Annotated in this window: 19 protein-coding genes, 4 tRNA genes and 1 other RNA gene; 11 read left to right on the top strand and 13 right to left on the bottom strand. The window is 70.6% G+C overall.

The window, feature by feature from the left end:
• Positions 1-107: 107 nt before the first annotated feature.
• Together ACFYWS_RS37505 and ACFYWS_RS37500 are read left to right on the top strand one after the other, a co-directional pair.
• Positions 108-1,229 (top strand): Leu/Phe/Val dehydrogenase, encoded by a 1,122-nt coding sequence (locus ACFYWS_RS37505; protein ID WP_389283975.1) that lies wholly within the window; start codon positions 108-110, stop codon positions 1,227-1,229.
• Between the two features lie 263 nt (positions 1,230-1,492).
• Positions 1,493-1,756 carry a DUF3073 domain-containing protein gene (locus ACFYWS_RS37500; protein WP_389283973.1) on the top strand — a complete coding sequence of 88 codons (264 nt, stop codon included), beginning with the start codon at positions 1,493-1,495 and terminating at the stop codon, positions 1,754-1,756.
• Positions 1,757-1,885: 129 nt separating this feature from the next.
• On the opposite strand, the gene purM is transcribed toward ACFYWS_RS37500, so the two are convergent.
• From purM to purS, 7 genes are all read right to left on the bottom strand, one after another.
• On the bottom strand, positions 1,886-2,959 hold the full coding sequence (purM, locus tag ACFYWS_RS37495) for a phosphoribosylformylglycinamidine cyclo-ligase (RefSeq protein ID WP_389283972.1): 1,074 nt from the start codon (positions 2,957-2,959) through the stop codon (positions 1,886-1,888).
• A 33-nt stretch (positions 2,960-2,992) separates the two neighbouring features.
• On the bottom strand, positions 2,993-4,519 hold the full coding sequence (purF, locus tag ACFYWS_RS37490) for an amidophosphoribosyltransferase (RefSeq protein WP_389283971.1): 1,527 nt from the start codon (positions 4,517-4,519) through the stop codon (positions 2,993-2,995).
• 84 nt (positions 4,520-4,603) lie between these two features.
• Complete coding sequence (locus ACFYWS_RS37485) at positions 4,604-5,452, bottom strand: META domain-containing protein (RefSeq protein WP_389283970.1); 849 nt, start codon at positions 5,450-5,452, stop codon at positions 4,604-4,606.
• Positions 5,453-5,510: 58 nt separating this feature from the next.
• Positions 5,511-6,305: a sterol carrier family protein gene (locus tag ACFYWS_RS37480; protein ID WP_389283969.1), complete on the bottom strand. Its 795-nt coding sequence runs from the start codon at positions 6,303-6,305 to the stop codon at positions 5,511-5,513.
• Between the two features lie 490 nt (positions 6,306-6,795).
• Positions 6,796-9,045 carry a phosphoribosylformylglycinamidine synthase subunit PurL gene (gene purL / locus ACFYWS_RS37475; RefSeq protein WP_389283968.1) on the bottom strand — a complete coding sequence of 750 codons (2,250 nt, stop codon included), beginning with the start codon at positions 9,043-9,045 and terminating at the stop codon, positions 6,796-6,798.
• Positions 9,042-9,725, bottom strand: coding sequence for a phosphoribosylformylglycinamidine synthase subunit PurQ (gene purQ / locus ACFYWS_RS37470; protein ID WP_389283966.1), 684 nt, complete (start codon positions 9,723-9,725; stop codon positions 9,042-9,044). Before purQ ends, purL begins: the two co-directional genes overlap by 4 nt.
• Positions 9,722-9,994: a phosphoribosylformylglycinamidine synthase subunit PurS gene (purS, locus tag ACFYWS_RS37465; protein ID WP_266712288.1), complete on the bottom strand. Its 273-nt coding sequence runs from the start codon at positions 9,992-9,994 to the stop codon at positions 9,722-9,724. The genes purQ and purS overlap by 4 nt, the downstream gene beginning before the upstream one ends.
• 285 nt (positions 9,995-10,279) lie before the next feature.
• Here purS and ACFYWS_RS37460 point away from each other — a divergent pair, with 285 nt between their 5' ends.
• The 8 genes from ACFYWS_RS37460 (at position 10,280) to ACFYWS_RS37425 (ending at position 14,816) form a co-directional block, all read left to right on the top strand.
• The gene (locus ACFYWS_RS37460; protein WP_389283965.1) at positions 10,280-10,600 is read left to right on the top strand and encodes an Lsr2 family protein; all 321 of its coding nucleotides are present in this window, start codon (positions 10,280-10,282) and stop codon (positions 10,598-10,600) included.
• A 132-nt stretch (positions 10,601-10,732) separates the two neighbouring features.
• A tRNA-Gly gene (locus ACFYWS_RS37455) sits at positions 10,733-10,804 on the top strand.
• A gap of 52 nt (positions 10,805-10,856) precedes the next feature.
• Positions 10,857-10,929, top strand: a tRNA-Gly gene (locus ACFYWS_RS37450).
• 128 nt (positions 10,930-11,057) lie between these two features.
• A complete protein-coding gene (locus tag ACFYWS_RS37445; RefSeq protein WP_389283963.1) occupies positions 11,058-12,035 on the top strand; it encodes an ABC transporter ATP-binding protein in 978 nt (325 codons plus the stop codon).
• The gene (locus ACFYWS_RS37440; RefSeq protein ID WP_389283961.1) at positions 12,032-12,817 is read left to right on the top strand and encodes an ABC transporter permease; all 786 of its coding nucleotides are present in this window, start codon (positions 12,032-12,034) and stop codon (positions 12,815-12,817) included. The genes ACFYWS_RS37445 and ACFYWS_RS37440 overlap by 4 nt, the downstream gene beginning before the upstream one ends.
• Positions 12,818-12,828: 11 nt before the next feature.
• Positions 12,829-14,091: a sensor histidine kinase gene (locus tag ACFYWS_RS37435; protein ID WP_389283959.1), complete on the top strand. Its 1,263-nt coding sequence runs from the start codon at positions 12,829-12,831 to the stop codon at positions 14,089-14,091.
• Positions 14,088-14,696, top strand: a complete 609-nt coding sequence (locus ACFYWS_RS37430) for a response regulator (protein ID WP_389283957.1) — start codon at positions 14,088-14,090, stop codon at positions 14,694-14,696. The genes ACFYWS_RS37435 and ACFYWS_RS37430 overlap by 4 nt, the downstream gene beginning before the upstream one ends.
• Positions 14,697-14,740: 44 nt before the next feature.
• A tRNA-Gly gene (locus tag ACFYWS_RS37425) sits at positions 14,741-14,816 on the top strand.
• Between the two features lie 59 nt (positions 14,817-14,875).
• On the opposite strand, the gene ACFYWS_RS37420 is transcribed toward ACFYWS_RS37425, so the two are convergent.
• From ACFYWS_RS37420 to ffs, 6 genes are all read right to left on the bottom strand, one after another.
• Positions 14,876-15,781 (bottom strand): phosphoribosylaminoimidazolesuccinocarboxamide synthase, encoded by a 906-nt coding sequence (locus ACFYWS_RS37420; protein WP_389283955.1) that lies wholly within the window; start codon positions 15,779-15,781, stop codon positions 14,876-14,878.
• A 98-nt stretch (positions 15,782-15,879) separates the two neighbouring features.
• Positions 15,880-17,367: a N,N-dimethylformamidase beta subunit family domain-containing protein gene (locus tag ACFYWS_RS37415; protein ID WP_389284037.1), complete on the bottom strand. Its 1,488-nt coding sequence runs from the start codon at positions 17,365-17,367 to the stop codon at positions 15,880-15,882.
• Between the two features lie 220 nt (positions 17,368-17,587).
• Positions 17,588-19,657 carry a hypothetical protein gene (locus ACFYWS_RS37410; RefSeq protein WP_389283954.1) on the bottom strand — a complete coding sequence of 690 codons (2,070 nt, stop codon included), beginning with the start codon at positions 19,655-19,657 and terminating at the stop codon, positions 17,588-17,590.
• Between the two features lie 307 nt (positions 19,658-19,964).
• The gene (gene purD / locus ACFYWS_RS37405) at positions 19,965-21,224 is read right to left on the bottom strand and encodes a phosphoribosylamine--glycine ligase (RefSeq protein ID WP_389283952.1); all 1,260 of its coding nucleotides are present in this window, start codon (positions 21,222-21,224) and stop codon (positions 19,965-19,967) included.
• A 102-nt stretch (positions 21,225-21,326) separates the two neighbouring features.
• Positions 21,327-23,558, bottom strand: coding sequence for a DNA polymerase III subunit gamma and tau (locus ACFYWS_RS37400; RefSeq protein WP_389283950.1), 2,232 nt, complete (start codon positions 23,556-23,558; stop codon positions 21,327-21,329).
• Between the two features lie 66 nt (positions 23,559-23,624).
• Positions 23,625-23,723, bottom strand: an RNA gene (gene ffs / locus ACFYWS_RS37395) — signal recognition particle sRNA small type.
• Between the two features lie 120 nt (positions 23,724-23,843).
• On the opposite strand from ffs, the gene ACFYWS_RS37390 reads away from it, so the two are divergent.
• Positions 23,844-23,931: transfer RNA gene (locus ACFYWS_RS37390), tRNA-Ser, on the top strand.
• Positions 23,932-24,358: the final 427 nt, after the last annotated feature.

The following is a 24,358-nucleotide window of genomic DNA, read 5'->3' as shown; positions in this document are numbered from 1 at the left end:
GGCGGGCCCCCGCACGCTCTAATCTCTTGCCCACAAGCACCGTCGGAAGGCCCGCCACCCGCACGGGATTCCGCCCAACCGCCGCTATGTACTTGGGAGTCACCACAGTGACCGATGTGACCGGCGACGCTGTCACCATCTCTGGCACCTCCGGCGCCTCTGGCGTTCTGCACACCCTCTTCCACTCGGAACAAGGTGGCCACGAACAGGTCGTCCTCTGCCAGGACCGCGCCAGCGGCCTCAAAGCCGTCATCGCCCTCCACAACACCGCCCTGGGCCCGGCCCTCGGCGGCACGCGCTTCTATCCGTACGCCTCCGAGGAGGAAGCGGTCGCCGACGCGCTGAACCTCGCGCGCGGCATGTCCTACAAGAACGCCATGGCCGGGCTCGACCACGGCGGCGGCAAGGCCGTGATCATCGGCGACCCGCACACGGTGAAGAGCGAGCAGCTGCTGCTCGCCTACGGCCGGTTCGTGGCCTCGCTCGGCGGCCGGTACGTCACCGCGTGCGACGTCGGTACGTACGTCGCCGACATGGACGTCGTGGCACGCGAGTGCCGCTGGACCACCGGGCGCTCCCCCGAGAACGGCGGCGCGGGCGACTCCTCCGTGCTCACCGCCTTCGGTGTCTTCCAGGGCATGCGGGCCAGCGCCCAGCACCTGTGGGGCGACCCCACGCTGCGCGGCCGCAAGGTCGGCATCGCCGGTGTGGGCAAGGTGGGGCACCACCTCGTCGAGCACCTCCTTCAGGACGGCGCCGAGGTCGTGGTGACCGACGTCCGCGAGGAGTCCGTGCGGCAGATCACCGACCGGCACCCCGAGGTCGCGGTCGCCGCCGACACCGAGGCCCTGATCCGCGTGGAGGGGCTCGACATCTACGCGCCCTGCGCCCTGGGCGGCGCACTGAACGACGACTCCGTGCCGGTACTGACCGCGAAGGTGGTGTGCGGCGCGGCCAACAACCAGCTCGCGCACCCGGGCGTCGAGAAGGACCTCGCGGACCGCGGGATCCTCTACGCGCCGGACTACGTGGTGAACGCGGGCGGCGTCATCCAGGTCGCCGACGAGCTGCACGGCTTCGACTTCGACCGGTGCAGGGCGAAGGCCGCGAAGATCTTCGACACGACGCTTTCCATCTTTGCCCGTGCGAAGACGGATGGGATTCCGCCGGCCGCGGCGGCCGACCGGATCGCCGAGCAGCGGATGGCCGAGGCCCGCGGGCGGGGCTGATGAGGTCCTGCACGTAACGAGCATCACGCCCCTCGGCGGGTCGCTCGTCAGGAAGAGGTTAAAATCGCAGCTGACCAGCGAGGAAAGGGCTCCTGGCTGGTCCTGCGCGCAGGCGCGTCCTGCGGGCGACGTACCGTATGGGCGTGGGCTCAGGTACCGTGGAAGCCCTACGGACCGGTCTCCCTGCGGGGAGTCCGTTCTAGATCATGTACGCGTGTCAAGACTCTGGGGCCATGAAGCCCCATCACCGAGGGGGTCGAGCCATGGGGCGCGGCCGGGCCAAGGCCAAGCAGACGAAGGTCGCCCGCCAGCTGAAGTACAACAGCGGCGGGACTGACCTGTCGCGTCTGGCCAACGAGCTAGGCGCATCCACGTCGGATCCAGTATCGAATCAGCCGCCGAACGGCGAGCCTTTCGAGGATGACGACGAGGAAGACGACCCGTACGCCCGCTATGCGGATACGTACGACGAGGACGAGGACGAGGACGGCCAGTCCGGTCCATCGTCACAGCGCCGCGGCGCTTGACCTCGTAACACGTCAGCGGCGTCGCAGTCGCTGCACTTCACCCGGTCCGGGGTGGTCACCACGCCGGACCGGGTTTTGTGCTGTCCGTACAGCTGCCCGTACAAGGGGGCGGGGGCGCCCCCACGGGGACTACTTGGCGTAGTCCCCGGTGAGCTCGGCGCCCGTGGTGTGCTCGCCGCGGGCCACGATCTCGCCGGCCACCCAGGAGTCCACTCCGCGGTCGGCCAGGGTCGCCAGGGCGACCTCCACCGACTCCTGCGGCACGATCGCCATCATGCCGACGCCCATGTTCAGCGTCTTCTCCAGCTCCAGGCGCTCGACCTGACCCTTCTTCCCGACCAGGTCGAAGATCGGGTCCGGGGTCCACGTGGAGCGGTCGACGGTGGCGTGCAGGCCGTCGGGGATCACGCGGGCCAGGTTCGCCGCGAGGCCGCCGCCCGTGATGTGGCTGAAGGCGTGGACCTCGGCGGTGCTGATGAGCGAGAGGCAGTCCAGGGAGTAGATCTTCGTCGGCTCCAGGAGCTCCTCGCCGAGCGTGCGGCCGAGTTCCTCGACGTGCTCGCGCAGGTCCATTCCCGCGCGCTCCAGGAGGACGTGGCGGACCAGCGAGTACCCGTTCGAGTGAAGACCGGAGGACGCCATGGCGATCACCGCGTCACCCTCACGGATGCGATCCGGGCCCAGCAGGTTGTCGTACTCCACAGCGCCCGTGCCGGCGCCCGCGACGTCGAAGTCGTCCGGGCCGAGCAGACCGGGGTGCTCCGCGGTCTCGCCGCCGACGAGGGAGCAGCCCGCGAGGACGCAGCCTTCGGCGATGCCCTTCACGATGCCGGCGACCCGCTCGGGGTGGACCTTGCCGACACAGATGTAGTCGGTCATGAAGAGCGGCTCGGCGCCGCACACCACGATGTCGTCCATGACCATCGCGACGAGGTCGTGGCCGATCGTGTCGTAGACACCCAGCTGGCGGGCGATGTCGACCTTCGTGCCGACGCCGTCGGTGGCCGAGGCGAGCAGCGGACGCTCGTACTTCTTCAGGGCGGAGGCGTCGAAGAGGCCGGCGAAGCCGCCGAGGCCGCCGAGGACCTCGGGGCGCTGCGTCTTCTTCACCCACTCCTTCATCAGCTCTACGGCACGGTCGCCGGCTTCGATGTCGACGCCCGCGGACGCGTAGGAGGCACCGGAGGACTGGGTCTCAGACATTGCCTGGGATCTTTCGGGTTGGCGAATCGGGGTCTACGGGCGACGGATCGCGTCGGACGCAGCCGTGGACGCAGGACCTGCGGCCAGTTCCGTCTCCAGGAGCTGCTTGCCGAGGAGCTCCGGGTCGGGGAGGTCCATCGGGTACTCGCCGTCGAAGCAGGCACGGCAGAGGTTCGGCTTGGCGATGGTGGTCGCCTCGATCATGCCGTCGATGGAGATGTACGAGAGCGAGTCGACCCCGAGCGAGGTGCCGATCTCCTCGACCGTCATGCCGTTGGCGATCAGCTCCGCGCGGGTCGCGAAGTCGATGCCGAAGAAGCAGGGCCACTTGATGGGCGGCGAGGAGATCCGCACGTGGATCTCGGCCGCGCCGGCCTCGCGGAGCATGCGGACCAGGGCGCGCTGGGTGTTGCCGCGCACGATCGAGTCGTCGACGACGACCAGCCGCTTGCCCTTGATGACTTCCTTGAGCGGGTTCAGCTTCAGACGGATGCCGAGCTGGCGGATCGTCTGGGAGGGCTGGATGAACGTTCGGCCGACGTAGGCGTTCTTCACCAGGCCGTTGCCGAACGGGATGCCGGAGGCCTCCGCGTAGCCGACCGCGGCCGGAGTACCGGATTCCGGGGTGGCTATGACGAGGTCCGCGTCCGCCGGGGCTTCCTTGGCGAGCTTGCGGCCCATCTCCACACGGGAGAGGTACACGTTCCGGCCCGCGATGTCCGTGTCGGGACGGGCCAGGTACACGTACTCGAAGACGCAGCCCTTGGGCTTTGCTTCGGCGAAGCGGGACGTTCGCAGGCCGTTCTCGTCGATGGCGACGAACTCGCCCGGCTCGATCTCACGGACGTAAGCGGCGCCACAGATGTCGAGCGCCGCGGACTCCGATGCGACGACCCAGCCGCGCTCCAGGCGGCCGAGGACCAGCGGGCGGATGCCCTGCGGGTCGCGTCCCGCGTACAGCGTGTTCTCGTCCATGAAGACGAGGGAGAAGGCGCCCTTGACCTGAGGCAGCACCTTGGCGGCCGCCTCTTCCACGGTCAGCGGCTTGCCGTCCTCGTCGACCTGGCCCGCGAGCAGGGCCGTCACCAGGTCGGTGTCGTTGGTGGCCGCGACCTGGGTCGCGCGCCCGTTCTCCTTGGGAAGCTCGGCGACCATCTCGGCGAGCTCCGCCGTGTTAACCAGGTTGCCGTTGTGCCCGAGGGCGATCGAACCGTGCGCGGTGGCGCGGAACGTCGGCTGGGCGTTCTCCCATACGGAGGCCCCGGTGGTCGAGTAGCGGGCGTGACCGACCGCGATATGACCTTGCAGGGACCCTAGGGATGTTTCGTCGAAGACCTGGGAGACGAGTCCCATGTCCTTGAAGACGAGGATCTGGGAGCCATTGCTGACCGCGATACCCGCGGATTCCTGGCCCCGATGTTGGAGGGCGTAGAGCCCGAAGTACGTGAGCTTTGCGACCTCTTCGCCCGGAGCCCAGACACCGAAGACGCCACAAGCGTCCTGGGGGCCTTTCTCGCCGGGGAGTAGATCGTGATTGAGTCGACCGTCACCACGTGGCACGTCTTCGAGTGTAGTCGTGATCCCACAGTGGTCCGAATTGGGGACCGGGGCTACGCGGGTTGACCGGGGCGGATGTGACCGAACTCATCGGCCGGGGGAGCTGTCGGCGGCGGTGAACCCGATTCCGGAGCCGTCCGGCTTCTTCAGCGTGAGGGCATCGCCCTGGATGTCGTAGGCCGCCTTGTTCTTCAGGACATCGAGCATGGCCTGCTCGACCTCGCCTGCCGGCCCGATGCAGCCCATACGAGTGCTGGTCAGCGGCCCGAAGGTGATGTGTCCTTCCTTGACGGTGGCCTTCGCGCGGCCCTGGTTGCAGCCGAGGCGGGCGCTGACGTGGCCGTCCTTGTCGAAGACCAGGCGGGCCCTGCCCTGGGCGGCCTTCGGCAGGGATTGGGTGGTGTCGTCGGCGCTCAGGCTGGTGACGTTCCACTTGGTGCCGGCCAGCTCGGCGTCACGCTGTTTGGCGAGGGTGACGGTGTCACCGTTCGCTCGTGTGAGGGTCAGCCGGTCGTTCTTGTCCCCGGCGGCCCTGAGCGTGTTCTTGTCGGCGAGGGCGCGGGCCAGGGTGTCCTCGAAGGCGCTCGCGTCCTTGTCCTCGCAGAGCATCATGGTCCGCTTCGCCTTGCCGAGGTCGACGCTGTCCCCGGTGACCGCCGCCTCGGCGTCGAAGTGGTTGCAGCCGTAGTTGCCGCGCACCCGCTCGTCCGAGACGAACTCGAGGTAGGCGCTGCCCGGGGCCTTCTTCGTCTTCCCGTCCACCGTGACGCTCTGCACGCTCCAGTGGACGCCGGTGATCGGGGCTCCCCCGGCCTTCTGAGCGCCCGGGGCCTTCTCGTCCCCGCAAGCGGTCACGGTGGCCAGTGCGGCGAGCGGCAGGACTGCGGTGCCGATCAGGGCTCGGGTACGGGTACGGGATGTACGTAGCGTGAGCATGGCAATGGGACGTGGCGGGCCGCGTTCCGGTTCCGGCCCGCCACGCGTCCCGTACGCATCACGCCATGATCGGCAGCAGTCCCGCCAGGTCGGCCCGTTCCCCGCTCGCGCTCACCAGTGCGTCCTCGACCGCTGCCGACCAGGTCGTACGCCCCGTGGCCAGCCGGATCCAGGTGAGCGGGTCGGTCTCCACGACGTTCGGCGGGGTGCCGCGGGTGTGCCGGGGGCCCTCGACGCACTGGACGACGGCGAACGGCGGGATCCGGACCTCGGTGGAGGCACCGGGGGCCTTGGTGGCGAGGGCGTCGGCGAGGATCCGGGTGCAGGCGGCCAGGGCCTGGCGGTCGTACGGGATGTCGAGGCCCGGCACGGCGTCGTTCAGGTCGTCGGTGTGGACGATCAGCTCGACGGTGCGGGTGGGGAGGTAGTCCGCGAGCGTCATGTTGCCGGTGCGATTGGCGACGAGTGCGTCGGCGGGGTGGTCCGCGAGGGCTCGTTCGAGGCTCTGTCCGGCCTCGGCGTAGAGCGTGGCGAGGTCGTTGTCCGCCGCGAGCCCCGTCACGTACGTGGCGATGTCCCGCGCGTACGGGGCCGAGGTCATCGGCCAGTCCTGCGGCGCGAGTTGGGCCGTGCCCGGGCCGGCCGCGGCGAGCCCGCGGGCGACGGCGCTCGTCGCCATCGTGATGTGCGCGGCGAGCTCCCGCACGGTCCACTCCCCGAGCCGCGTCGGCCCGGCGAGCTGCTCGGGTGTGAGCGTCCCGACCGCCTTCGCTACGTTTCCGAACTGGACCAGAACGGCGGTGCGAGTCTTGTCGGGGTTGTAGACGCGGGACTTCCTCTTGGCCGGTGGCATGCGGTGAGCCTACGACCACCTCAAGCCCCGCCGGCGATTGAGGCGCGGGGCCCGAGGCAGAGCCCCGACCTTTCCAGCCCCGCCGCCGATAGAGGCGCGGGACCCGGGGCAGAACCCCGACCTCTCCACCCCCGCCGCCGATAGAGGCGCGGGACCCGGGGCAGAACCCCGACCTCTCCAGCCCCGCCGGCGTTTGAGGCGCGGGGCCCGGGGCGGAACCCCGACCTCTCCAGCCCCGCCGGCGATTGAGGCGCGGGGCCCGGGGCGGAACCCCGACCTCTCCAGCCCCGCCGCCGATAGAGGCGCGAGACCCGGGGCAGAACCCCAACCTTCCCAGCCCCGCCGCCGATAGAGGCGCGAGGCCCGGGGCAGAACCCCGACCTCTCCAGCCCCGCCGGCGATTGAGGCGCGGGGTCCGGGGCGGAGCCCCGTGGCGTGGGGTCCGCCCACCGGAACAGGCGGGCGGAACCCACAGGCCACACGCGGAGCGCTACGCCAGCAGCGCCGGGATCGCGCCTTCGTGCGCCTCGCGCAGCTCGTCCAAGGAGAGCGCGAACTCGCCCTGTACGTCGACCACATCGCCGTCCACGACACCGATGCGGGTGACGGGCAGACCGCGCGCCCCGCACATGTCGTTGAAGCGGAGCTCCTCGCTGCGCGGGATCGACACGATCGCCCGCCCCGCCGACTCCGAGAAGAGGAACGTGAACGCGTCAAGACCCTCGGGGACGATCAGGCGCGCGCCCTTCCCCCCGAGCAGCGCCGACTCGACCACGGCCTGGATCAGGCCGCCGTCGGACAGGTCGTGCGCGGCGTCGATCATGCCGTCGCGGGAGGCCGAGATGAGGATCTCGCCGAGCAGCCGCTCGCGCTCCAGGTCGACCTTGGGCGGCAGTCCGCCGAGGTGCTCGTGCACGACCTGCGACCAGGCCGAACCGCCGAACTCCTCCTCGGTGTCGCCCAGCAGGTAGAGGAGCTGGCCCTCTTCCTGGAAGGCGACCGGGGTGCGGCGGGCGACGTCGTCGATCACTCCGAGTACGGCGACGACCGGCGTCGGGTGGATCGCCGCCTCGCCCGTCTGGTTGTAGAGCGAGACGTTGCCGCCGGTCACCGGCGTGCCGAGCTGCAGGCAGCCGTCCGCGAGACCACGGATGGCCTCGGCGAACTGCCACATGACGGCCGGGTCCTCGGGCGAACCGAAGTTCAGGCAGTCGGAGACGGCGAGCGGCTTCGCACCGGTGGTGGCGACATTGCGGTACGCCTCGGCCAGCGCGAGCTGCGCGCCCGTGTACGGGTCGAGCTTCGCGAAGCGGCCGTTGCCGTCGGTCGCGATGGCGACGCCGAGACCGGTCTCCTCGTCGATGCGGATCATGCCCGAGTCCTCGGGCTGCGCGAGCACGGTGTTGCCCTGCACGAAGTGGTCGTACTGCTGGGTGACCCACTTCTTCGACGCCTGGTTCGGCGAGGAGACGAGCTTGAGGACCTGGTCCTTGAGCTCCGCGCCGTTCGCCGGGCGCGGCAGCTTGCCCGCGTCGTCGGCCTGCAGCGCGTCCTGCCAGTCGGGGCGGGCGAGCGGGCGCTCGTAGACCGGGCCGTCGTGCGCGACCGTGCGCGGGTCGACGTCGACGATCTTCTCGCCGTGCCAGAAGATCTCCAGGCGATCGCCGTCGGTCACCTCACCGATGACGGTGGCGATGACGTCCCACTTCTCGCAGATCTCCAGGAAGCGGTCGACCTTCTCGGGCTCGACCACGGCGCACATGCGCTCCTGCGACTCGCTCATGAGGATTTCCTCGGGCGAGAGCGTGGAGTCGCGCAGCGGTACGTCGTCCAGCTCGACGCGCATACCGCCCGAGCCGTTGGACGCCAGCTCGCTGGTGGCGCAGGAGATGCCGGCGGCGCCGAGGTCCTGGATGCCGACGACGAGCTTCTCGGCGAAGGCCTCCAGGGTGCACTCGATGAGAAGCTTCTCCTGGAAGGGGTCGCCGACCTGGACGGCGGGGCGCTTCGACGGCTTCGCGTCATCGAAGGTCTCGCTCGCCAGGATGGAGGCGCCACCGATGCCGTCGCCGCCCGTGCGGGCGCCGTACATGATGACCTTGTTGCCCGCGCCGGACGCCTTCGCGAGGTGGATGTCCTCGTGCCGCATGACGCCGATGGCACCGGCGTTGACCAGCGGGTTTCCCTGGTAGCAGGCGTCGAAGACGAGCTCGCCGCCGATGTTCGGCAGGCCCAGGCAGTTGCCGTAGCCGCCGATGCCGGCGACAACGCCGGGGAGCACGCGCTTGGTGTCGGGGTGGTCGGCGGCGCCCATGCGCAGCGGGTCCACGACCGCGACCGGGCGGGCACCCATCGCGATGATGTCGCGGACGATGCCGCCGACACCCGTGGCCGCGCCCTGGTAGGGCTCGACGTACGACGGGTGGTTGTGCGACTCGACCTTGAAGGTGACGGCGTACCCGTTGCCCACGTCGACGACGCCGGCGTTCTCGCCGATGCCGACGAGCAGCGCGTCGGTCTGCGGCGCCTTCTCGCCGAACTGGCGCAGGTGGACCTTGGAGGACTTGTACGAGCAGTGCTCGGACCACATGACCGAGTACATGGCGAGCTCGGCGCCGGTGGGACGGCGGCCGAGGATCTCCACGACCCGCTCGTACTCGTCCTTCTTCAGGCCGAGTTCGGCCCAGGGCAGCGCGACGTCGGGAGTCTTCGCGGCGTTCTCTGTGGTGTCGAGGCTCATGAGGCGGCGACCAGCTTCTTGAGGATCGAGGTGAAGAACGGGAGGCCGTCGGTGCGGCCGCTCCCGATGAGGGGCTCGACGGCGTGCTCCGGGTGCGGCATCAGACCGACGACGTTGCCCGCCTCGTTCGTGATGCCGGCGATGTCACGGAGCGAACCGTTGGGGTTGACGTCCACGTACCGGAAGGCGACGCGCCCCTCCGCCTCCAACATGTCGAGCGTGCGCTCGTCGGCCACGTAGCGGCCGTCCATGTTCTTCAGCGGGATGTGGATCTCCTGCCCGGCGTCGTAGTCGACGGTCCAGGCGGTGTCCGCGTTCTCCACCCGCAGCTTCTGATCGCGGCAGATGAAGTGCAGGTGGTCGTTGCCGAGCATGGCGCCGGGGAGCAGGTGGGCCTCGGTGAGGACCTGGAATCCGTTACAGATCCCGAGGACGGGGAGGCCCGCCTTCGCCTGGTCGATCAGCGTCTCCATGACGGGCGAGAAACGCGAAATGGCGCCCGCGCGCAGGTAATCGCCGTAGGAGAAACCGCCGGGCAGGACGACCGCGTCGACCTGCTTCAGATCCTTGTCCTTGTGCCAGAGCGCGACAGGCTCGGCACCGGCAAGCCGGATCGCGCGCTGGGTGTCGCGATCATCAAGGGAACCGGGAAAGGTGACGACGCCAATACGAGCGGTCACTTTTCGGCCCCCACCGCGGGCTCTTCCACCTTGACGGTGAAGTTTTCGATCACGGTGTTGGCGAGGAAGGTTTCCGCCAGCTCATGGATACGGGCAAGAGCGGCGTCATCCACCGGCCCGTCCACTTCGAGCTCGAAACGCTTTCCCTGACGTACGTCGGAGATGCCGTCGAAACCGAGGCGCGGCAGCGCACGCTGCACCGCCTGGCCCTGGGGGTCGAGGATCTCCGGCTTGAGCATGACGTCGACTACGACGCGTGCCACTGGCACTCCCGGTGTGTGGGTTGAGCTGGTCCGTTCAGCGTACCTGCCCAAATTTTCTACTCGCGTAGACAGTAGGAAGCTACGAGATGCGGATCACGTTATGGCAACGACATGGGATCCCCACGGAAAATTAAGGGAAAGACTCCGGATAACCACCCCGCGGGACACACCGAGACTTTTAACTGGTCTTCCCACTGCAATGCCCGACAGGGTAAAAAGGAATTGGTAACAGCAAACCTGTCTGCATCACCGCACGTCAAAGCGGGGTGCTGGACGAAGGGACCGATATTCGTGGCGCAGCGTGTCGTGGTCACCCTCTCTGACGACATCGACGGCGGGGAAGCGACGGAAACAGTCGCATTCGGTCTCGACGGCTCGTCGTACGAGATCGACCTCAATCGAGCCAATGCGCATCAGCTCCGCGAGGCGCTGGCCCCCTACCTGGAGGCGGGCCGCAAGCGTTCGGGGAAGACCGGCAAGGCGTACAAGCGCACCGATCTGAGCCCGGACCCGGCGGCCGTCCGCGCCTGGGCCCGCTCCAACCGCTTCGACGTGCCGCCGCGCGGCCGCATCCCGAAGCGGGTCTACGAAGCCTTCGCCGAGGCCAACTGAGCCGGCGGCCCGTACGTCCCCCGCGGTCAGAAGCCCCTCGCGCGAACCGACTTGCGCTGCACCCCCGAGGGTCGGCTAAAGTCTGGAGCACGCCGAGGGGCGAGGCCGCAGGGCCGGGCCTCACGGAGTCATGCGGGTGTAGTTCAGTAGCAGAACATCTCCCTTCCAGGGAGAAGGCGCAGTGTGCAATTCCTGTCACCCGCTCTGCATCGCGTACCGATCACTTCGGTGGGTACGGTAGGCTGATGCAAGCAGTGCGAACGTAGCTCAGTTGGTAGAGCGCAACCTTGCCAAGGTTGAGGTCGCGAGTTCGAACCTCGTCGTTCGCTCAGAGAACGAAAGCCCCGGTCCTCGGACCGGGGCTTTCGTCGTTCCCGGGCCGCCTTCTGACATTTGTCATGCGAGCCGATGACAGCGCGCACTGCCGACGCCCCGTGCCGGGCGGAAGGCTTGAGCCATGACCACTAACGAGCGCGTGATCGACGTCACTGATCTGCGCCGCGTGTACGGGGACGGCACCAAGAGCGCGTACGAAGCGGTGAGCGGAGTCAGCTTCTCCGTGAACCGCGGCGAACTCTTCGCACTCCTCGGCACGAACGGCGCGGGAAAGACCTCCACCGTCGAACTCATCGAAGGACTCGCGGCCCCGGCAGGTGGCCGGGTGCGGGTGCTGGGGCACGACCCGTACAGCGAACGGGAACGGGTGCGGCCGCGGATCGGGGTGATGCTGCAGGACGGCGGATTCCCCAGCGAGCTGACCGCCGCCGAGACCGTGCGAATGTGGGCCGGGTGCACGAGCGGGGCCCGGCCCGCCGCCGAGGCCCTGGAGATGGTGGGGCTCGGCCGCCGCGGCGACGTGCGGGTCAAGCAGCTGTCCGGCGGCGAGAAGCGGCGGCTCGACCTCGCGCTCGCCACGCTCGGCCGGCCCGAGGTGCTCTTCCTCGACGAGCCGACCACCGGGCTCGACGCCGAAGGGCGCCAGGAGACCTGGGAGTTGGTGCGGCGGCTGCGCGCCGAAGGCACCACCGTCCTGCTGACCACGCACTACCTCGAAGAGGCCGAATCGCTCGCCGACCGGCTCGCGATCATGCACGAGGGGCGGATCGCCGCCACGGGCCGCGTCGACGAGGTCGTCGCCTCGCAGCCCTCGCACATCTCCTTCGAACTTCCCGACGGGTACTTCGTGGGCGACCTGCCGCCGCTGGACGCCCTCGGGGTGACCGGGCACGAGGTCGAGGGGCGGCAGGTCCTGCTGCGCACGGACGAGCTTCAGCGGGCCGCGACCGGGGTCCTCGTGTGGGCCAGGGACGCGGGCGTCGAACTGCGGCGGCTCGACGTACGGGGCGCGTCCCTGGAGGAGGCGTTCCTGCGGATCGCACGGGAGGCCAAGGGCACCGCAGGGGAGCCCGACCGGGAGAAGGAGATGGCGGTATGAGTACGGATACGGCAGTGCTGACGACGTCCGCGGGACGGCTCAAGGCGCTCGCGCGGGCCGAGTTCACGCTCATCGGGCGGAGCAAGGGCGTGCTGTTCACGGCGGTGTTCGTGCCGCTCGTCCTGCCCTTCAGCGTCTCCCAGTCGGTGGGCAAGACCGACCTGGAGGGGGCAGGACTCAACCTCGGCACCGTCATGGTGTCCTCGGCGATCGCGTTCTCGCTGCTGTTCGCCGTGTACAGCTCACTGGTGAGCGTGTACGCGTCGCGGCGTGAGGAGCTCGTCCTCAAGCGGCTGCGCACCGGCGAACTGCGCGATCTGGAGATCCTGAGCGGGGCCGCGGTGCCGTCCGTCGTGATCGGGCTCGTACAGTGCACCGCGGTGGCCGTCGTGTGCGCGGTCGCGCTGGACGCGGGGGCGCCCGACGCGCCTCAACTGGTCCTGCTCGGCGTGCTGTTGGGCATTCCGCTGTGTGTCGCGCTGGCCGCCCTCACCACCGTCTTCAGCCGCAGCGTGGAAAGCGCCCAGGTCGCCGCGATGCCCATGCTGCTCGTGTCGATGATCGGCTCCGGCGCCGTCGTGCCGCTCGAGATCCTTCCGGACAAGATGGCCACCGTGTGCGAGCTGCTGCCGCTGACGTCCGCGCTCACCCTCGTACGAGGCGGCTGGAGCGGAACCCTGTCCGGCGGGGAGTCCGTGAAGGTGATCGTCATCGCGGTGGCCTGGATTCTGGTCGCGGTGTTTGCTGTGCAGAAGCGGTTCCGCTGGGAACCCCGGCACTGAGAGGGGCTGACGTGCGGGTTCGTTGGCGGGACCGGAGCAAGGTCGAGCGGGTCGAGTGGCAGACCCGGATCACGTTGCGCTCGGTCAACTGGTTGTTCTTCGCGGCCTGGTCGGTCTCCGGCCTCACGGGAAGCCTGGTGCGCGGCACCGTTCCCTACGCCCTCGGCGGCGTCCTGCTCGCCGTGAACCTGGTGCAGTGCGTGGTCGGCGACCGGCACGCGCTGGCCGGTCTCGACCAGTACCTGGGCCGGAGCCGCGTGCCGCGGGCCCTGACGGCGGCGAGTGCCGCGCTGGCCGTCGTCGCGCTCGGACTCATCGTCGCGCTGAGCGTCACCGGCAGCGTGCGGCACGGCCTGATCGCCATGCCCCTGGTGTTCGCCCCGATGCCGTTCGCCTGCGCCTACGCGCTGACGGTGCCGGTACGGACATTCGCGCGGCGGGCCGCCGTCGCCGTCGTGGTCTGTGTCGCGGCCGCCGCGGTCATCGGCACCTCGCCCGTCTGCCTCGTGGTCGTGGCCCTGCTGATGGCCCTGACCGCCACTCTCGCCATGCTGACCTTCCGGTGCTCCGCCTGGTCCCTCTCCGTCATGTGGGACTCCGAGCGCTCCCGCGAGGTCGAGGCCCGGCTCGCCGTCGCCGAGGAGCGGCTGCGGTTCGGGCGTGACCTGCACGATGTGATGGGGCGCAACCTGTCCGTCGTCGCGCTGAAGAGCGAGCTGGCGGTGCAGTTGGCGCGGCGCGGGCGGACCGAGGACGCCGTGGCGCAGATGACCGAGGTGCAGCGCATCGCGCAGGAGTCGCAGAAGGAGGTCCGTGAGGTCGTACGGGGATATCGCGAGGTCGACCTCACCGTCGAACTGGCCGGTGCACAGGGCGTGTTGAGCGCCGCCGGGATCGACTGCACGGTCACCGGGTCCGCGGCGGGCCTGCCCGGCGAGACGCAGTCGGCGCTCGGCTGGGTGGTGCGGGAGGCCACGACGAACGTGCTGCGGCACGGCGACGCGAAGGCCTGCCGCGTGGATCTTGTGAACCGGGTGGAGGAGGTCGTGTTGACGGTGGAGAACGACGGGGCGGGGCCCGGGGCCGGGAGCGGCCAGGGGTCCGGGCTCGCGGGGCTGCGGGAGCGGTTGGCCGCGGTGGGCGGGGAGTTGGAGGCCGGGATGGTGCGGGACCGGGTGTTTCGGGTGGTGGCCTCCGTGCCCCTGGCGCCTCCCGAAGGGCATGCGGCACGGCAGGAGCAGGAGCAGGAGCAGGAGCAGGAGAGCGTCCGATGAGCGTGCGTGTGCTGCTGGCCGATGACGAGCACCTCATCCGGGGCGCGCTCGCCGCGTTGCTGGCGCTTGAGGACGATCTTGTCGTCGTCGCCGAGGCGGCCGACGGGCCCGAGGCGCTCGCCATGGCGCGGGCGCACCGGCCGGACGTCGCCGTGCTCGACCTGCAGATGCCGGGCGCCGACGGTGTGAGGGTGGCCACATCGATCCGGGACGAACTGCCCGGCTGCCGCACCATGATCGTGACCAGTCACGGCCGTCCGGGGCACCTGAAACGGGCCCTCGCCGCGGGCGTGCGCGCCTTCGTACCGAAGACGGTGAGCGCGCAGCGGCTCGCCGAGATCATCCGCACCGTGCACGCCGGAAACCGCTATGTGGACCCGGAGTTGGCGGCCGACGCGATCTCCGCGGGGGACACGCCGCTGACCGCGCGCGAGGCCGAGGTCCTGGAACTCGCGGCCGACGGTGCGCCCGTGTCGGAGATCGCGGAGCGGGCCGCGCTGTCCCAGGGGACGGTCCGGAACTACCTCTCGTCGGCGGTCTCGAAGCTCGGCGTGGAGAACCGTCACGCGGCGGTGCGTCTCGCGCGCGAACGAGGTTGGGTATAGTTGGCGTCGCGCCACGGCGCAGCGGCACCGCGCAAGCGGCGCTTGCGAACGTAGCTCAGTTGGTAGAGCGCAACCTTGCCAAGGTTGAGGTCGCGAGTTCGAACCTCGTCGTTCGCTCCATTGAGAAAGGCCCCCGGTCCTCGGACCGGGGGCCTTTCTCTTGTCATGCGGTCATGCGGCTACGCGTCCCAGCTCAGGCCGGTCAGCAGCTCGTACGCCTCGATGTACTTGGCGCGGGTCGCCGTCACGACCTCGTCCGGGAGCGCCGGCGGCGGCTGCTCGCTCTTGCGGTCCCAGCCGGAGGCCGGAGAGGTCAGCCAGTCCCGCACGAACTGCTTGTCGTAACTCGGCTGGGCGCGGCCCGGCTGCCACTGGTCGGCGGGCCAGAAGCGCGAGGAGTCGGGTGTCAGCACCTCGTCGGCAAGGATCAGCGAGCCGTCCTTGTCGAAGCCGAACTCGAACTTCGTGTCCGCCAGGATGATGCCGCGCTCGCGCGCGATGTCCCGCGCCCGGCCGTAGACGGCGAGCGTGGCCTGGCGCAGCTGCGCGGCGGTGTCGGCGCCGACCTGGCGGGCCACCTCCTCGTAGCTCACGTTCTCGTCGTGCTCGCCGACCTCCGCCTTGGTGGCCGGGGTGAAGACGGGGGCCGGGAGTTCGGAACCGTCCTCCAGGCCCTCGGGGAGGGCGAGGCCGCAGACCGTACGCGTCTCGTTGTACTCGACCAGGCCCGAGCCGGTGAGGTAGCCACGGGCCACGGCCTCGACCGGGACCATGTCGAGGCTCTTGCAGACAAGCGTGCGGCCGGCCCAGTCGGCGGGGGCGCCCTCGGGCAGCTCCTGCGAGACGACGTGGTTCGGGATCAGGTCCTGGAGCTGGTCGAACCACCACAGGGACAGCTGCGTGAGGACCTTGCCCTTGTCCGGGATCGGGGTGGGCAGCACCCAGTCGTAGGCCGAGATGCGGTCGGTGGCGACCATGACGAGGTCGCCCGCCTCGTTCCGGTACAGGTCACGCACCTTGCCGGTGTGGAGATGCACCAGGCCCGGCACCTGTACTGGCTCGGGCTTTTCGACGAATCCGGACATGGTTCCTCCCCGTGGGTATGTACGAGTACCCCGATTCTCCCGTACGTGGGGGCGGGTTTTGGCCACGGGCCTCGCCGGGGGGTGTGGGTTCGGTCTCGTCAGTCGCGTTTGCAGATGCGGTCGAGGAGATTCGCCGTCGCCCGCTGGATCCGCGGGTCCACGTGGCCGGGGCGGTCAAGCGCCGGGGACCAGGCGAACGTCCCGGACGCGAAGACAAGCGCCCCGGACGGCGACCGGTACAGGGACGTCTCCTGGTGTCTGCGGGCCTTGTCGCTGTCGCGGTACGGGGAGTGCGCGAGCAGGATGCGGTCCTGGTGCTCGGGCAGGGAGGTGCGCGGGAAGTAACGGTCGGCCTCTCCGGCGACCAGCCCTTCTATCTCGTCCCCCTCGTGCGCGCCCGTCGCCTCCCACAGCCAGTGATCCGCGTTCCGCACGATCAGGGGGTGCGGGTCGGGGACCCTGCCCGCGTACTGGATGCCCATCAGCTGCTGCTCCGGCTTGTCGATCTCCCGCCACAGCGTGGGCTTTCCGGGGCCTCTGCGCTTGCGGCAGGTGAGCAGCCGGTCCGGTACGCCGGAGGGGGCCGGGCCCAGCTCGACCTGCCAGTACATGGTGTTGGCCGAGAGGAAGACGAGCGAGGTCCCGGTCGCCCGGGCCAGCTCGGTCGTGCGGCGCATGTTCGCCGACCAGTACTCGTCGTGCCCCGGGAAGACCAGGCCCCGGTAGCGGGTCGGATCGATGCGGCCCGCGTGCAGGTCGCGGGCGTCGGCGTACGCCACGTCGTATCCGTACCGCTCCGCCCAGCGGATGAAGTCGTAGGCGTGCCCCACGTGCAGGGGCAGGCCCGCGCCCGCGTACGGGCGGTCGAAGGAGACCGTGATCGCGGCCTCGCTCTCGCCGAGCAGCCGGCCCTCCTCGTCCCACGCGTGGTACAGGCTGGCGCCCGTCCGCCCGTCCTCCGGGTAGAGGTTGTACGCCTGCCAGGTGACGTCCGGGAGCAGGAGCAGCAGGTCGGCGGGCTCGGCGTCGCGGACCGTGAAGGGGACGTGCGAGCGGTACCCGTCGAGCGTCGTGAGGACGGCGACGTACGCGCCGACCTTCCAGTACGACGGGATCTGCAGCCGCCACGACAGCCACCAGTGGTGGCAGGAGACCGTACGGTCCGCGGTCAGCGGGGGTGGCTGGACGATGCCGGACAGGCGCGGGCTCGTGGTGATCTTGCGGGCGCCGTCGCCCCCGTAGTGGCCGATGCGGTAGACGTCCACGGTGAACTGCTGGGGCGGGTCCACCGTGACGTGGAAGTCGATCGCCTCGCCGGGGGCCGCCGCGCCGGTCGAGGCGAAGCCCTTGATCTGGCGGTGCACGTCGTCGGCGGTGCGGGGGCCGCTGGTGCGGGGGGCCGGGATGCCGGGAGCGCCCGGCTGCGTCACATGGTCGACATACCAGGGGACGACATGTCCGGTGTCGTCGAAATAGTGCTCACTTCCGCGCAGCCAAGGAAGCGGTCCTTGTCCGAACGGGTCCGTGACCGCGTGCGCCAGCGCGCCTGATTCCCAGCGGCTGGTACGCGCGCGGGGCGGGGGCATGTCCTTGCTCGCCGGGTCCTTCGGGTGCCCCTCCCTGTCCGGCCCCATGCCCGCTCCCCTCCCTCGCTCCCCCGAGCCCTCACCCGCGGCTCATGTCCGCGACCGGTCCCAGCACATCACATTACGCACGCACTCCGTCACCGTTCGTCGCGAATTGGCGAGAGTGGAACGATTCCCTCCGGATTTCCGGGAGTTGGGGAGGCAGGGGCGCGGCGGTGCCTCACACGAGGCGCACCGGCTTCTCCGCGCGGATGCCACGGCGGGTCAGCCAGTCCTTGAGCGGCTCCACGTCTCCGTCCTCCACGAGGCTCAGCACGCGGGGCGTCAGATCGGCCGTCCGCTCCCCGTCGACCAGGAGCGACGGGCCGTCCAGCCAGTCCAGGCCCGGCGCCGCGCCGGCCGTGTCCACGGCGGCGCAGCAGACCATCGCGGTGACGTGGTCGGCCAGCAACTCCCGCCCGGTGCGCGGCGGTTGCAGCGGGAACAACGGCAACGCCCCCTCGTCCCACAACGCCCCATCCGGACTGCCCTGCCCCACCGGCGGAACAGCCACGGGCCGCTCACTCTCCTCACGTGCCACCTCGGCGGCGAGGGTGTCGGAGAGGGTGTCGAGGGCCCGCTCATCCGACTCCGCGGCGAGCGGGGCGCCAGGCGAGGCCACATCAGGGCTCTCGGCGCCAGGTGCGGTCACATCACCATCAAGCGCCTCGGTGTTGGGTGCGGTCACATTTGCGGTCACATTTGCGGTCACATCAAGCGCCTCGGCGCCAGGTGCGGCCGCCTCAAGGCTCGCGGCGTTGGGTGCAGCCACATCAAGACTCGCGGCGTTGGGCGCGGCCGCCTCAAGGCTCGCGGCGTCAGGCGCAGCCACATCAAGACTCGCGGCGTGGGGCGCGGCCGCCTCAAGGCTCGCGGCGTTGGGTGCGGCCACATTAAGCCCCTGCGGCGATTGAGCAGCGGGGTCCGGGGCGGAGCCCCGAGGCGTGGGCTCGGGCGACCGGTCCGAGACGGATCCGGAGCGCGGCGCCGCCGAAAGGTGACCCAGGACCCGGGCCAACGTCGGCCCCTCCGCACCCCCGGAGGGAACCTGAACGCCCAAGGTGTCCAGCACCCGGTGCAACCGAGCCGCGTCCATGCGCCACTTGCGGTCCACGACCTCGTCCGGATACTCCTGCCAGTCCACCGGCGCCCAGTCCGGACCACGCTCGGCCGGCCCGCCGTGGAAAAGGCGGGCGGCGAGCAGGGATGCCGCCTCGTCGACGGTGCCGGGCTCTTCGAGCAGGTCGCACGCGGGGCGCTCGCCGAGCCGTGACTCAAAGGTCCCGTTCTGCGCGGCGAGGCGGTCGCGCCGGGACAGCTCGGTCAGCGCGGCGACCACGCCCGCGTCGAGCCGGGCGGGCCAGCGGCCCATCCGCCAGGCCGGCAGCGCGACCCGCGTGAGCAGCCGGTCCCAGCCCGCGTACGCGAGCCCGACCTGCTCCTGGGCGACGATCCGCAGGCCGTAGTCCACCGCCTGGGCACGCTCCGCCGCGGCCGCGGCAACGCCGCGCTCCATCTCGGCGGCGTGCACCCGGCAACCGGTCAGCATCAGCCGCGCGACCCGGCCGACGCCGCCAAGCGCGACGCGGGCCACCGGCCCGCGGCCGCCGCCGGAGGAGACCGCCACCGCCGCGTCGAGGCCACGGATGAAACGCCGGGCCGCCGCTATGTCGGGGTGCGCCGAAGGGCCCGTACCGGCCACGACCGGGGCCAGGACCGCACGCAGCTCGCCCACCCGCATCCACCACAGGAAGGGGGATCCGATGACGAGGACGGGCGCGGCAGGAGCCTTGGGATCGCCGGGGGCGGAGCTCTGATCGCGGCGCACGGGCGGGCCGTGGGCCGGATGCGTACGGTCCTCGAGCCAGCTGTCGCAGTCAGGGGTGAGCGCTATCGCCGAGGGCGCCGGAACATCGAGCCGGTCGGCCAGGTCGCGCACCAGCCGGTACAGATCGGGGGCTGTCTTCTCGGCGATCGGGATCGTCGGGCTGACGGCCGGGCGGGCGCGCGCCACGACGAGGGCGACGGCCGCGGCCGCGAGCAGGACCACGAGGGCGACCGCGCTCACGACGCCGCGCGCGACGTCCCAGCCCCCGCCCGTCAGATGGCCGGTGGTGCCACCCGCGAGCAGCACCACGCAAGCGGCTGCGGGAAGCAGCGCGATGGCCGTCGCCCTGCTGCGGATGCGCAGCACGGCGAGGGCTCGGGAGCGCGCGCTCTGCGCACCCATCTCCACACCCGTACCGGACACGACCGATGTCACCCCCTGCTGCCCTTGCCTGTTGTCCGACCAGGGGCCGAGGCCCGCGGCAGAACTCTGGTGGCGTTGCTCACTCCCCCACAATGGCACCCGCCACTGACATCGCAATGCCGGTGGTCCGTCTGGTTCTGCGCGGCTCGCACGGGTGCCGTAACTCCGTGCGCCGCACCCTAGTTGGGGGTTTCGGCCTCGTCAGCCGGTTGGGCCAGCGGTCACTCGATGGAATGGCTTTGGGCAGAGGTGGGTGACATCGGGGGCCGGGCAGGCGAGGGTGCGGCCTGCCCGGAACCGGTCGCGGTCAGTGGCCGGAAGCCGCCTTCGCGGCGATGTCCGTGCGGTGCTGCGAGCCATCGAGGCCGATGCGGTCCACGGCGGCGTACGCGCGCTCGCGGGCCTGCGTCAGGTCGCCGCCGACCGCGGTGACGGACAGCACGCGGCCGCCCGCGCTGACGACCGCGCCGCTCTCACCGTCGCGCTTGGTGCCTGCGTGCAGCACGTACGCGTTCGGGGCGTCCTGCGCCGCCACCTCGTCGAGCCCGGTGATCGGGTCGCCGGTACGCGGGGTGTCGGGGTAGTTGTGCGAGGCGACGACGACGGTGACGGCCGCGTCCTCGCTCCAGCGCAGCGGTTCGAGGTCGGCGAGCGTGCCGTTGGCCGAAGCCAGCAGGACACCGGCGAGCGGGGTCCTGAGGCGGGCCAGGACGACCTGGGTCTCGGGGTCACCGAAGCGGGCGTTGAACTCGATGACGCGGACGCCGCGGCCGGTGATCGCGAGACCGGCGTAGAGCAGGCCCGAGAACGGAGTGCCGCGCCGCGCCATCTCGTCGACCGTCGGCTGCAGCACCGTGTCGAGGACTTCGCCGACCAGCTTCGGATCGGCCCACGGGAGCGGCGAATAGGCGCCCATTCCGCCGGTGTTGGGGCCCTCGTCGTCGTCGAGCGCGCGCTTGAAGTCCTGGGCGGGCTGCAGCGGGACGACGGTGGTGCCGTCGGTGATCGCGAAGAGGGAGACCTCGGGGCCGTCGAGGAACTCCTCGATGACGACGCGCTCACAGGCCTTCGCGTGGGCGCGGGCCTCCTCGATGTCGTCGGTCACGACGACGCCCTTGCCTGCGGCGAGACCGTCGTCCTTCACGACGTACGGGGCGCCGAACGCGTCGAGCGCCTCGTCGATCTCGGCCGCGTTGGTGCACACGTACGAGCGGGCGGTGGGCACGCCCGCGCCGGCCATGACGTCCTTGGCGAACGCCTTGGAGCCTTCCAGCTGGGCGGCCTCGCCGGACGGGCCGAAGACGGGGATGCCGGCGGCGCGGACCGCGTCGGCGACACCGGCGACCAGGGGCGCCTCGGGGCCGACGACGACGAGCTCGGCCTCCAGCTCCTGGGCGAGGGCGGTGACCGCCGCGCCGTCGAGGGCGTCGACCGCGTGCAGCTCGGCGACCTCGGCGATGCCTGCGTTGCCGGGAGCGCAGTGCAGGGCGGTGACGTCGGGGTCGAGGGACATTGAGCGGCACAGGGCGTGTTCGCGGGCGCCGCTGCCGATGACGAGGACCTTCACGCCGGTCAGCCTATCCGCACGACCGGGGTGGTCTTGTACGCGCTACCCAAGACGGGAGGCGCGGGGGATTGTGCGTTCCTCCATGGGTGCGGGCCCCGCGCGCTACTCGTTCGTGAACTCCTCGACCACCGTCGCGCCCAGTTCGCGGACGATCAGGTCGTGGCCCGACAGGGATTTCTCGTCCAGGTCCGGGTCGTCGTCCTCCGGGATGTCGTCCTCCACCGACACCGAGCGGCGGGGCGGTTCCTGAGGAGCGGGGGCCGGGGCGGGCTCCGCTCTGGGCGGACCGCTCTGAGCGGCCGACGGCTGGGACTGGGCCGGGGGCGCGGGGGCGGGCGCCGGTGCCGGGGCGGGCGCGGGGGCGTATCCGCCTCCGCCGTAGCCACCGCCACCACCTCCGCCACCGCTGTATCCGCCGCCGGGGCCGGGCGGCGGGGGTGCGCCGCCTCCGCCTGACGTGTCGACGACGGCGTCGATCTTCCAGTTCGCCCCGAACTGCTCGGACAGTGCCGCCTTCAGTACGTCCTCGCTGCCGCTGCTCGCGAAATTGTCACGGGCGCCCGCGTTCACGAAGCCGAGCTGGAGTGTGGCGCCGTCGAAGCCCGTGATCTGCGCGTTCTGACTGAGCAGGATCCAGGTGAAGCGGCGCTTGTTCTTGACCGCCTCCAGGATGTTCGGCCAGAGCATGCGGGGGTCCGGGCCACCGGCCGGAGCCGGTGCGGAGGGCGCGGGCGCGGGTGCCGGTGCCGACTGCTGCGGGGCGGGGCCGGGAGCCGGGGCCGGGGCCGCCGCCTGCGGTGCGGCCGGGGCGGGCGGCTGGCCGGAACCCGCGGCCGCGGCCGTGGGCCACCCGCCGGGCCTGCGACCGCCACCGCCACCGCCGCCTGCCGGGGCCGCGGTGGGCCAGGAGCCGGGGGCGGCCGGGGCGGGCTGGGAAGGCTCAGCGGGCGGTGCGGGAGCCGGGGCCGGGGCCGGAGCGGCGGGTGCCTGAGCCGGGCCGGGGCCGCCCTCCGGTCCGCCTCCTCGAACCGCGGCCCGAGCCGCCGCAGGCCCACCACCCGGCTCGACGGGCGGCGCAGCCGCCTGCGCCGGGGCAGAGGCATGCGGCACATGGGCATCGGGCCCGGGAACGTACGCCATGGAAGGCGCGGCACCCTGCCCGCCCGGCGTGAAGACTCCGCCGCGCTCGATGCGGTCGAGGCGGGCCATGACCGAACGTTCGTCGCCGTACGCGGCGGGCAGCAGCACGCGCGCGCAGATCAGCTCGAGCTGGAGCCGCGGGGCGTTGGCGCCGCGCAGCTCGGTCAGGCCCTCGTTGACGAGGTCGGCGGCCCGGCTGAGCTCGGCGGCGCCGAACGTGCTCGCCTGTGCCTGCATCCGCTCCACCACATCGGCGGGGGCGTCGATGAGCCCCTTCTCCGCGGCGTCGGGAACGGCGGCAAGGATCACGAGGTCCCGCAGCCGCTCAAGCAGGTCGGCCACAAAACGCCGCGGGTCGTTGCCACCCTCGATGACCCGGTCCACGACCTCGAAGGCGGCGGCACCGTCACCGGTGGCGAACGCCTCGACGACCGAGTCGAGCAGCGAACTGTCGGTGTACCCGAGCAGTCCGGTCGCCATGGCATACGTCACACCGTCGTCGGCGGCGCCGGCGAGCAGCTGGTCCATGACGGACATGGAGTCACGCACGGAGCCCGCGCCGGCCCGGACAACGAGCGGCAGCACGCCCTCCTCGACGGCCATGGCCTCCTTGCCGCACACCTCGCCCAGGTAGTCGCGCAGCGTCCCCGGCGGCACGAGCCGGAACGGGTAGTGGTGCGTCCTGGACCGGATCGTCCCGATGACCTTCTCGGGCTCGGTGGTCGCGAAGATGAACTTGAGGTGCTCCGGCGGCTCCTCGACGACCTTCAGCAGCGCGTTGAACCCCGCCGATGTGACCATGTGGGCCTCATCGATGATGTAGATCTTGTAGCGGCTGGAGGCGGGCCCGAAGAAGGCCTTCTCCCGCAGATCACGGGCGTCGTCCACACCACCGTGCGAAGCGGCGTCGATCTCGATGACGTCGATCGACCCCCGCCCGTTGCGCGCGAGGTCCTCGCACGACTGGCACTCCCCGCACGGGGTCGGGGTGGGGCCCTGCTCGCAGTTGAGACAGCGGGCCAGGATGCGCGCGCTGGTCGTCTTGCCGCAGCCGCGCGGGCCCGAGAACAGGTACGCGTGATTGACCCGGTTGTTCCGCAGCGCCTGCTGCAGCGGGTCGGTTACATGTTCCTGCCCGATGACCTCGGCGAACGACTCCGGGCGGTAACGGCGGTAGAGCGCGAGAGACGACACGCATACGAGGTTATAGGCGCCCACTGACAACCGGACCCGCCCACGGGTATCGGCGGGCCACCCGGGAACGTAAACGCCCCCCACGCACCCGCCAGAGCCGACCTACCCTTGCTGCCTTCCGGCCCTGGGGGAGTTCAGTCAGATAGCGCCACGTGAGGGGCTGACGCCCACAGTACCCGATCCACCACCGTGGAAAGAACCCGGTGGTCCGACCCCCGATCCGTCGTCGATCTTGATCGTCCACGTGGTCGCGAGCACTCCTTGGCGTCTTGTATTGTTTGCGGCGGAGGATTCGCCTAGTGGCCTAGGGCGCACGCTTGGAAAGCGTGTTGGGGGCAACCCCTCACGAGTTCGAATCTCGTATCCTCCGCCATTGCTCTCACCGGGCAATACGACGAAGGCCCTGACCCGTTTCGACTGGTCAGGGCCTTTTCGCGTGCTGGCCGAAGGCGGGACAGTCGGGCGTCACGCACGGCGAGGCGGTGAGTCCTCCGTGCCCTTCCGTCTCAGTTGCGGTCTGAGGGGCCCCGTCCGAGCTCTCTCCGCCCTCTGCGCTCGCCTCCGGGGCCTGGCCCCAGAGCGCGGCACCGACCTGCAACGTGGTGGGCGGTGCCTGCGGCGCTGCCACTCTTCTGCACCCGCTCGTATCCGTCGTAGCGTTCTCGCTGACGTACTTCTTGGCGATGTTCTGTGCTGACTTCACTTAGACGATGTCTTGATTGGCGCTGGTTCGTTGTCCTGGCATGGAGATAGTTGAACGGCTGGTGCCGGACGAGTTGTGGGAGATCTTCCAGAATGTG

This window comes from Streptomyces sp. NPDC002795, assembly GCF_042888725.1.
Classification (GTDB): Bacteria; Actinomycetota; Actinomycetes; order Streptomycetales; family Streptomycetaceae; genus Streptomyces.
This window is presented reverse-complemented; position numbering and strand designations above follow the sequence as displayed.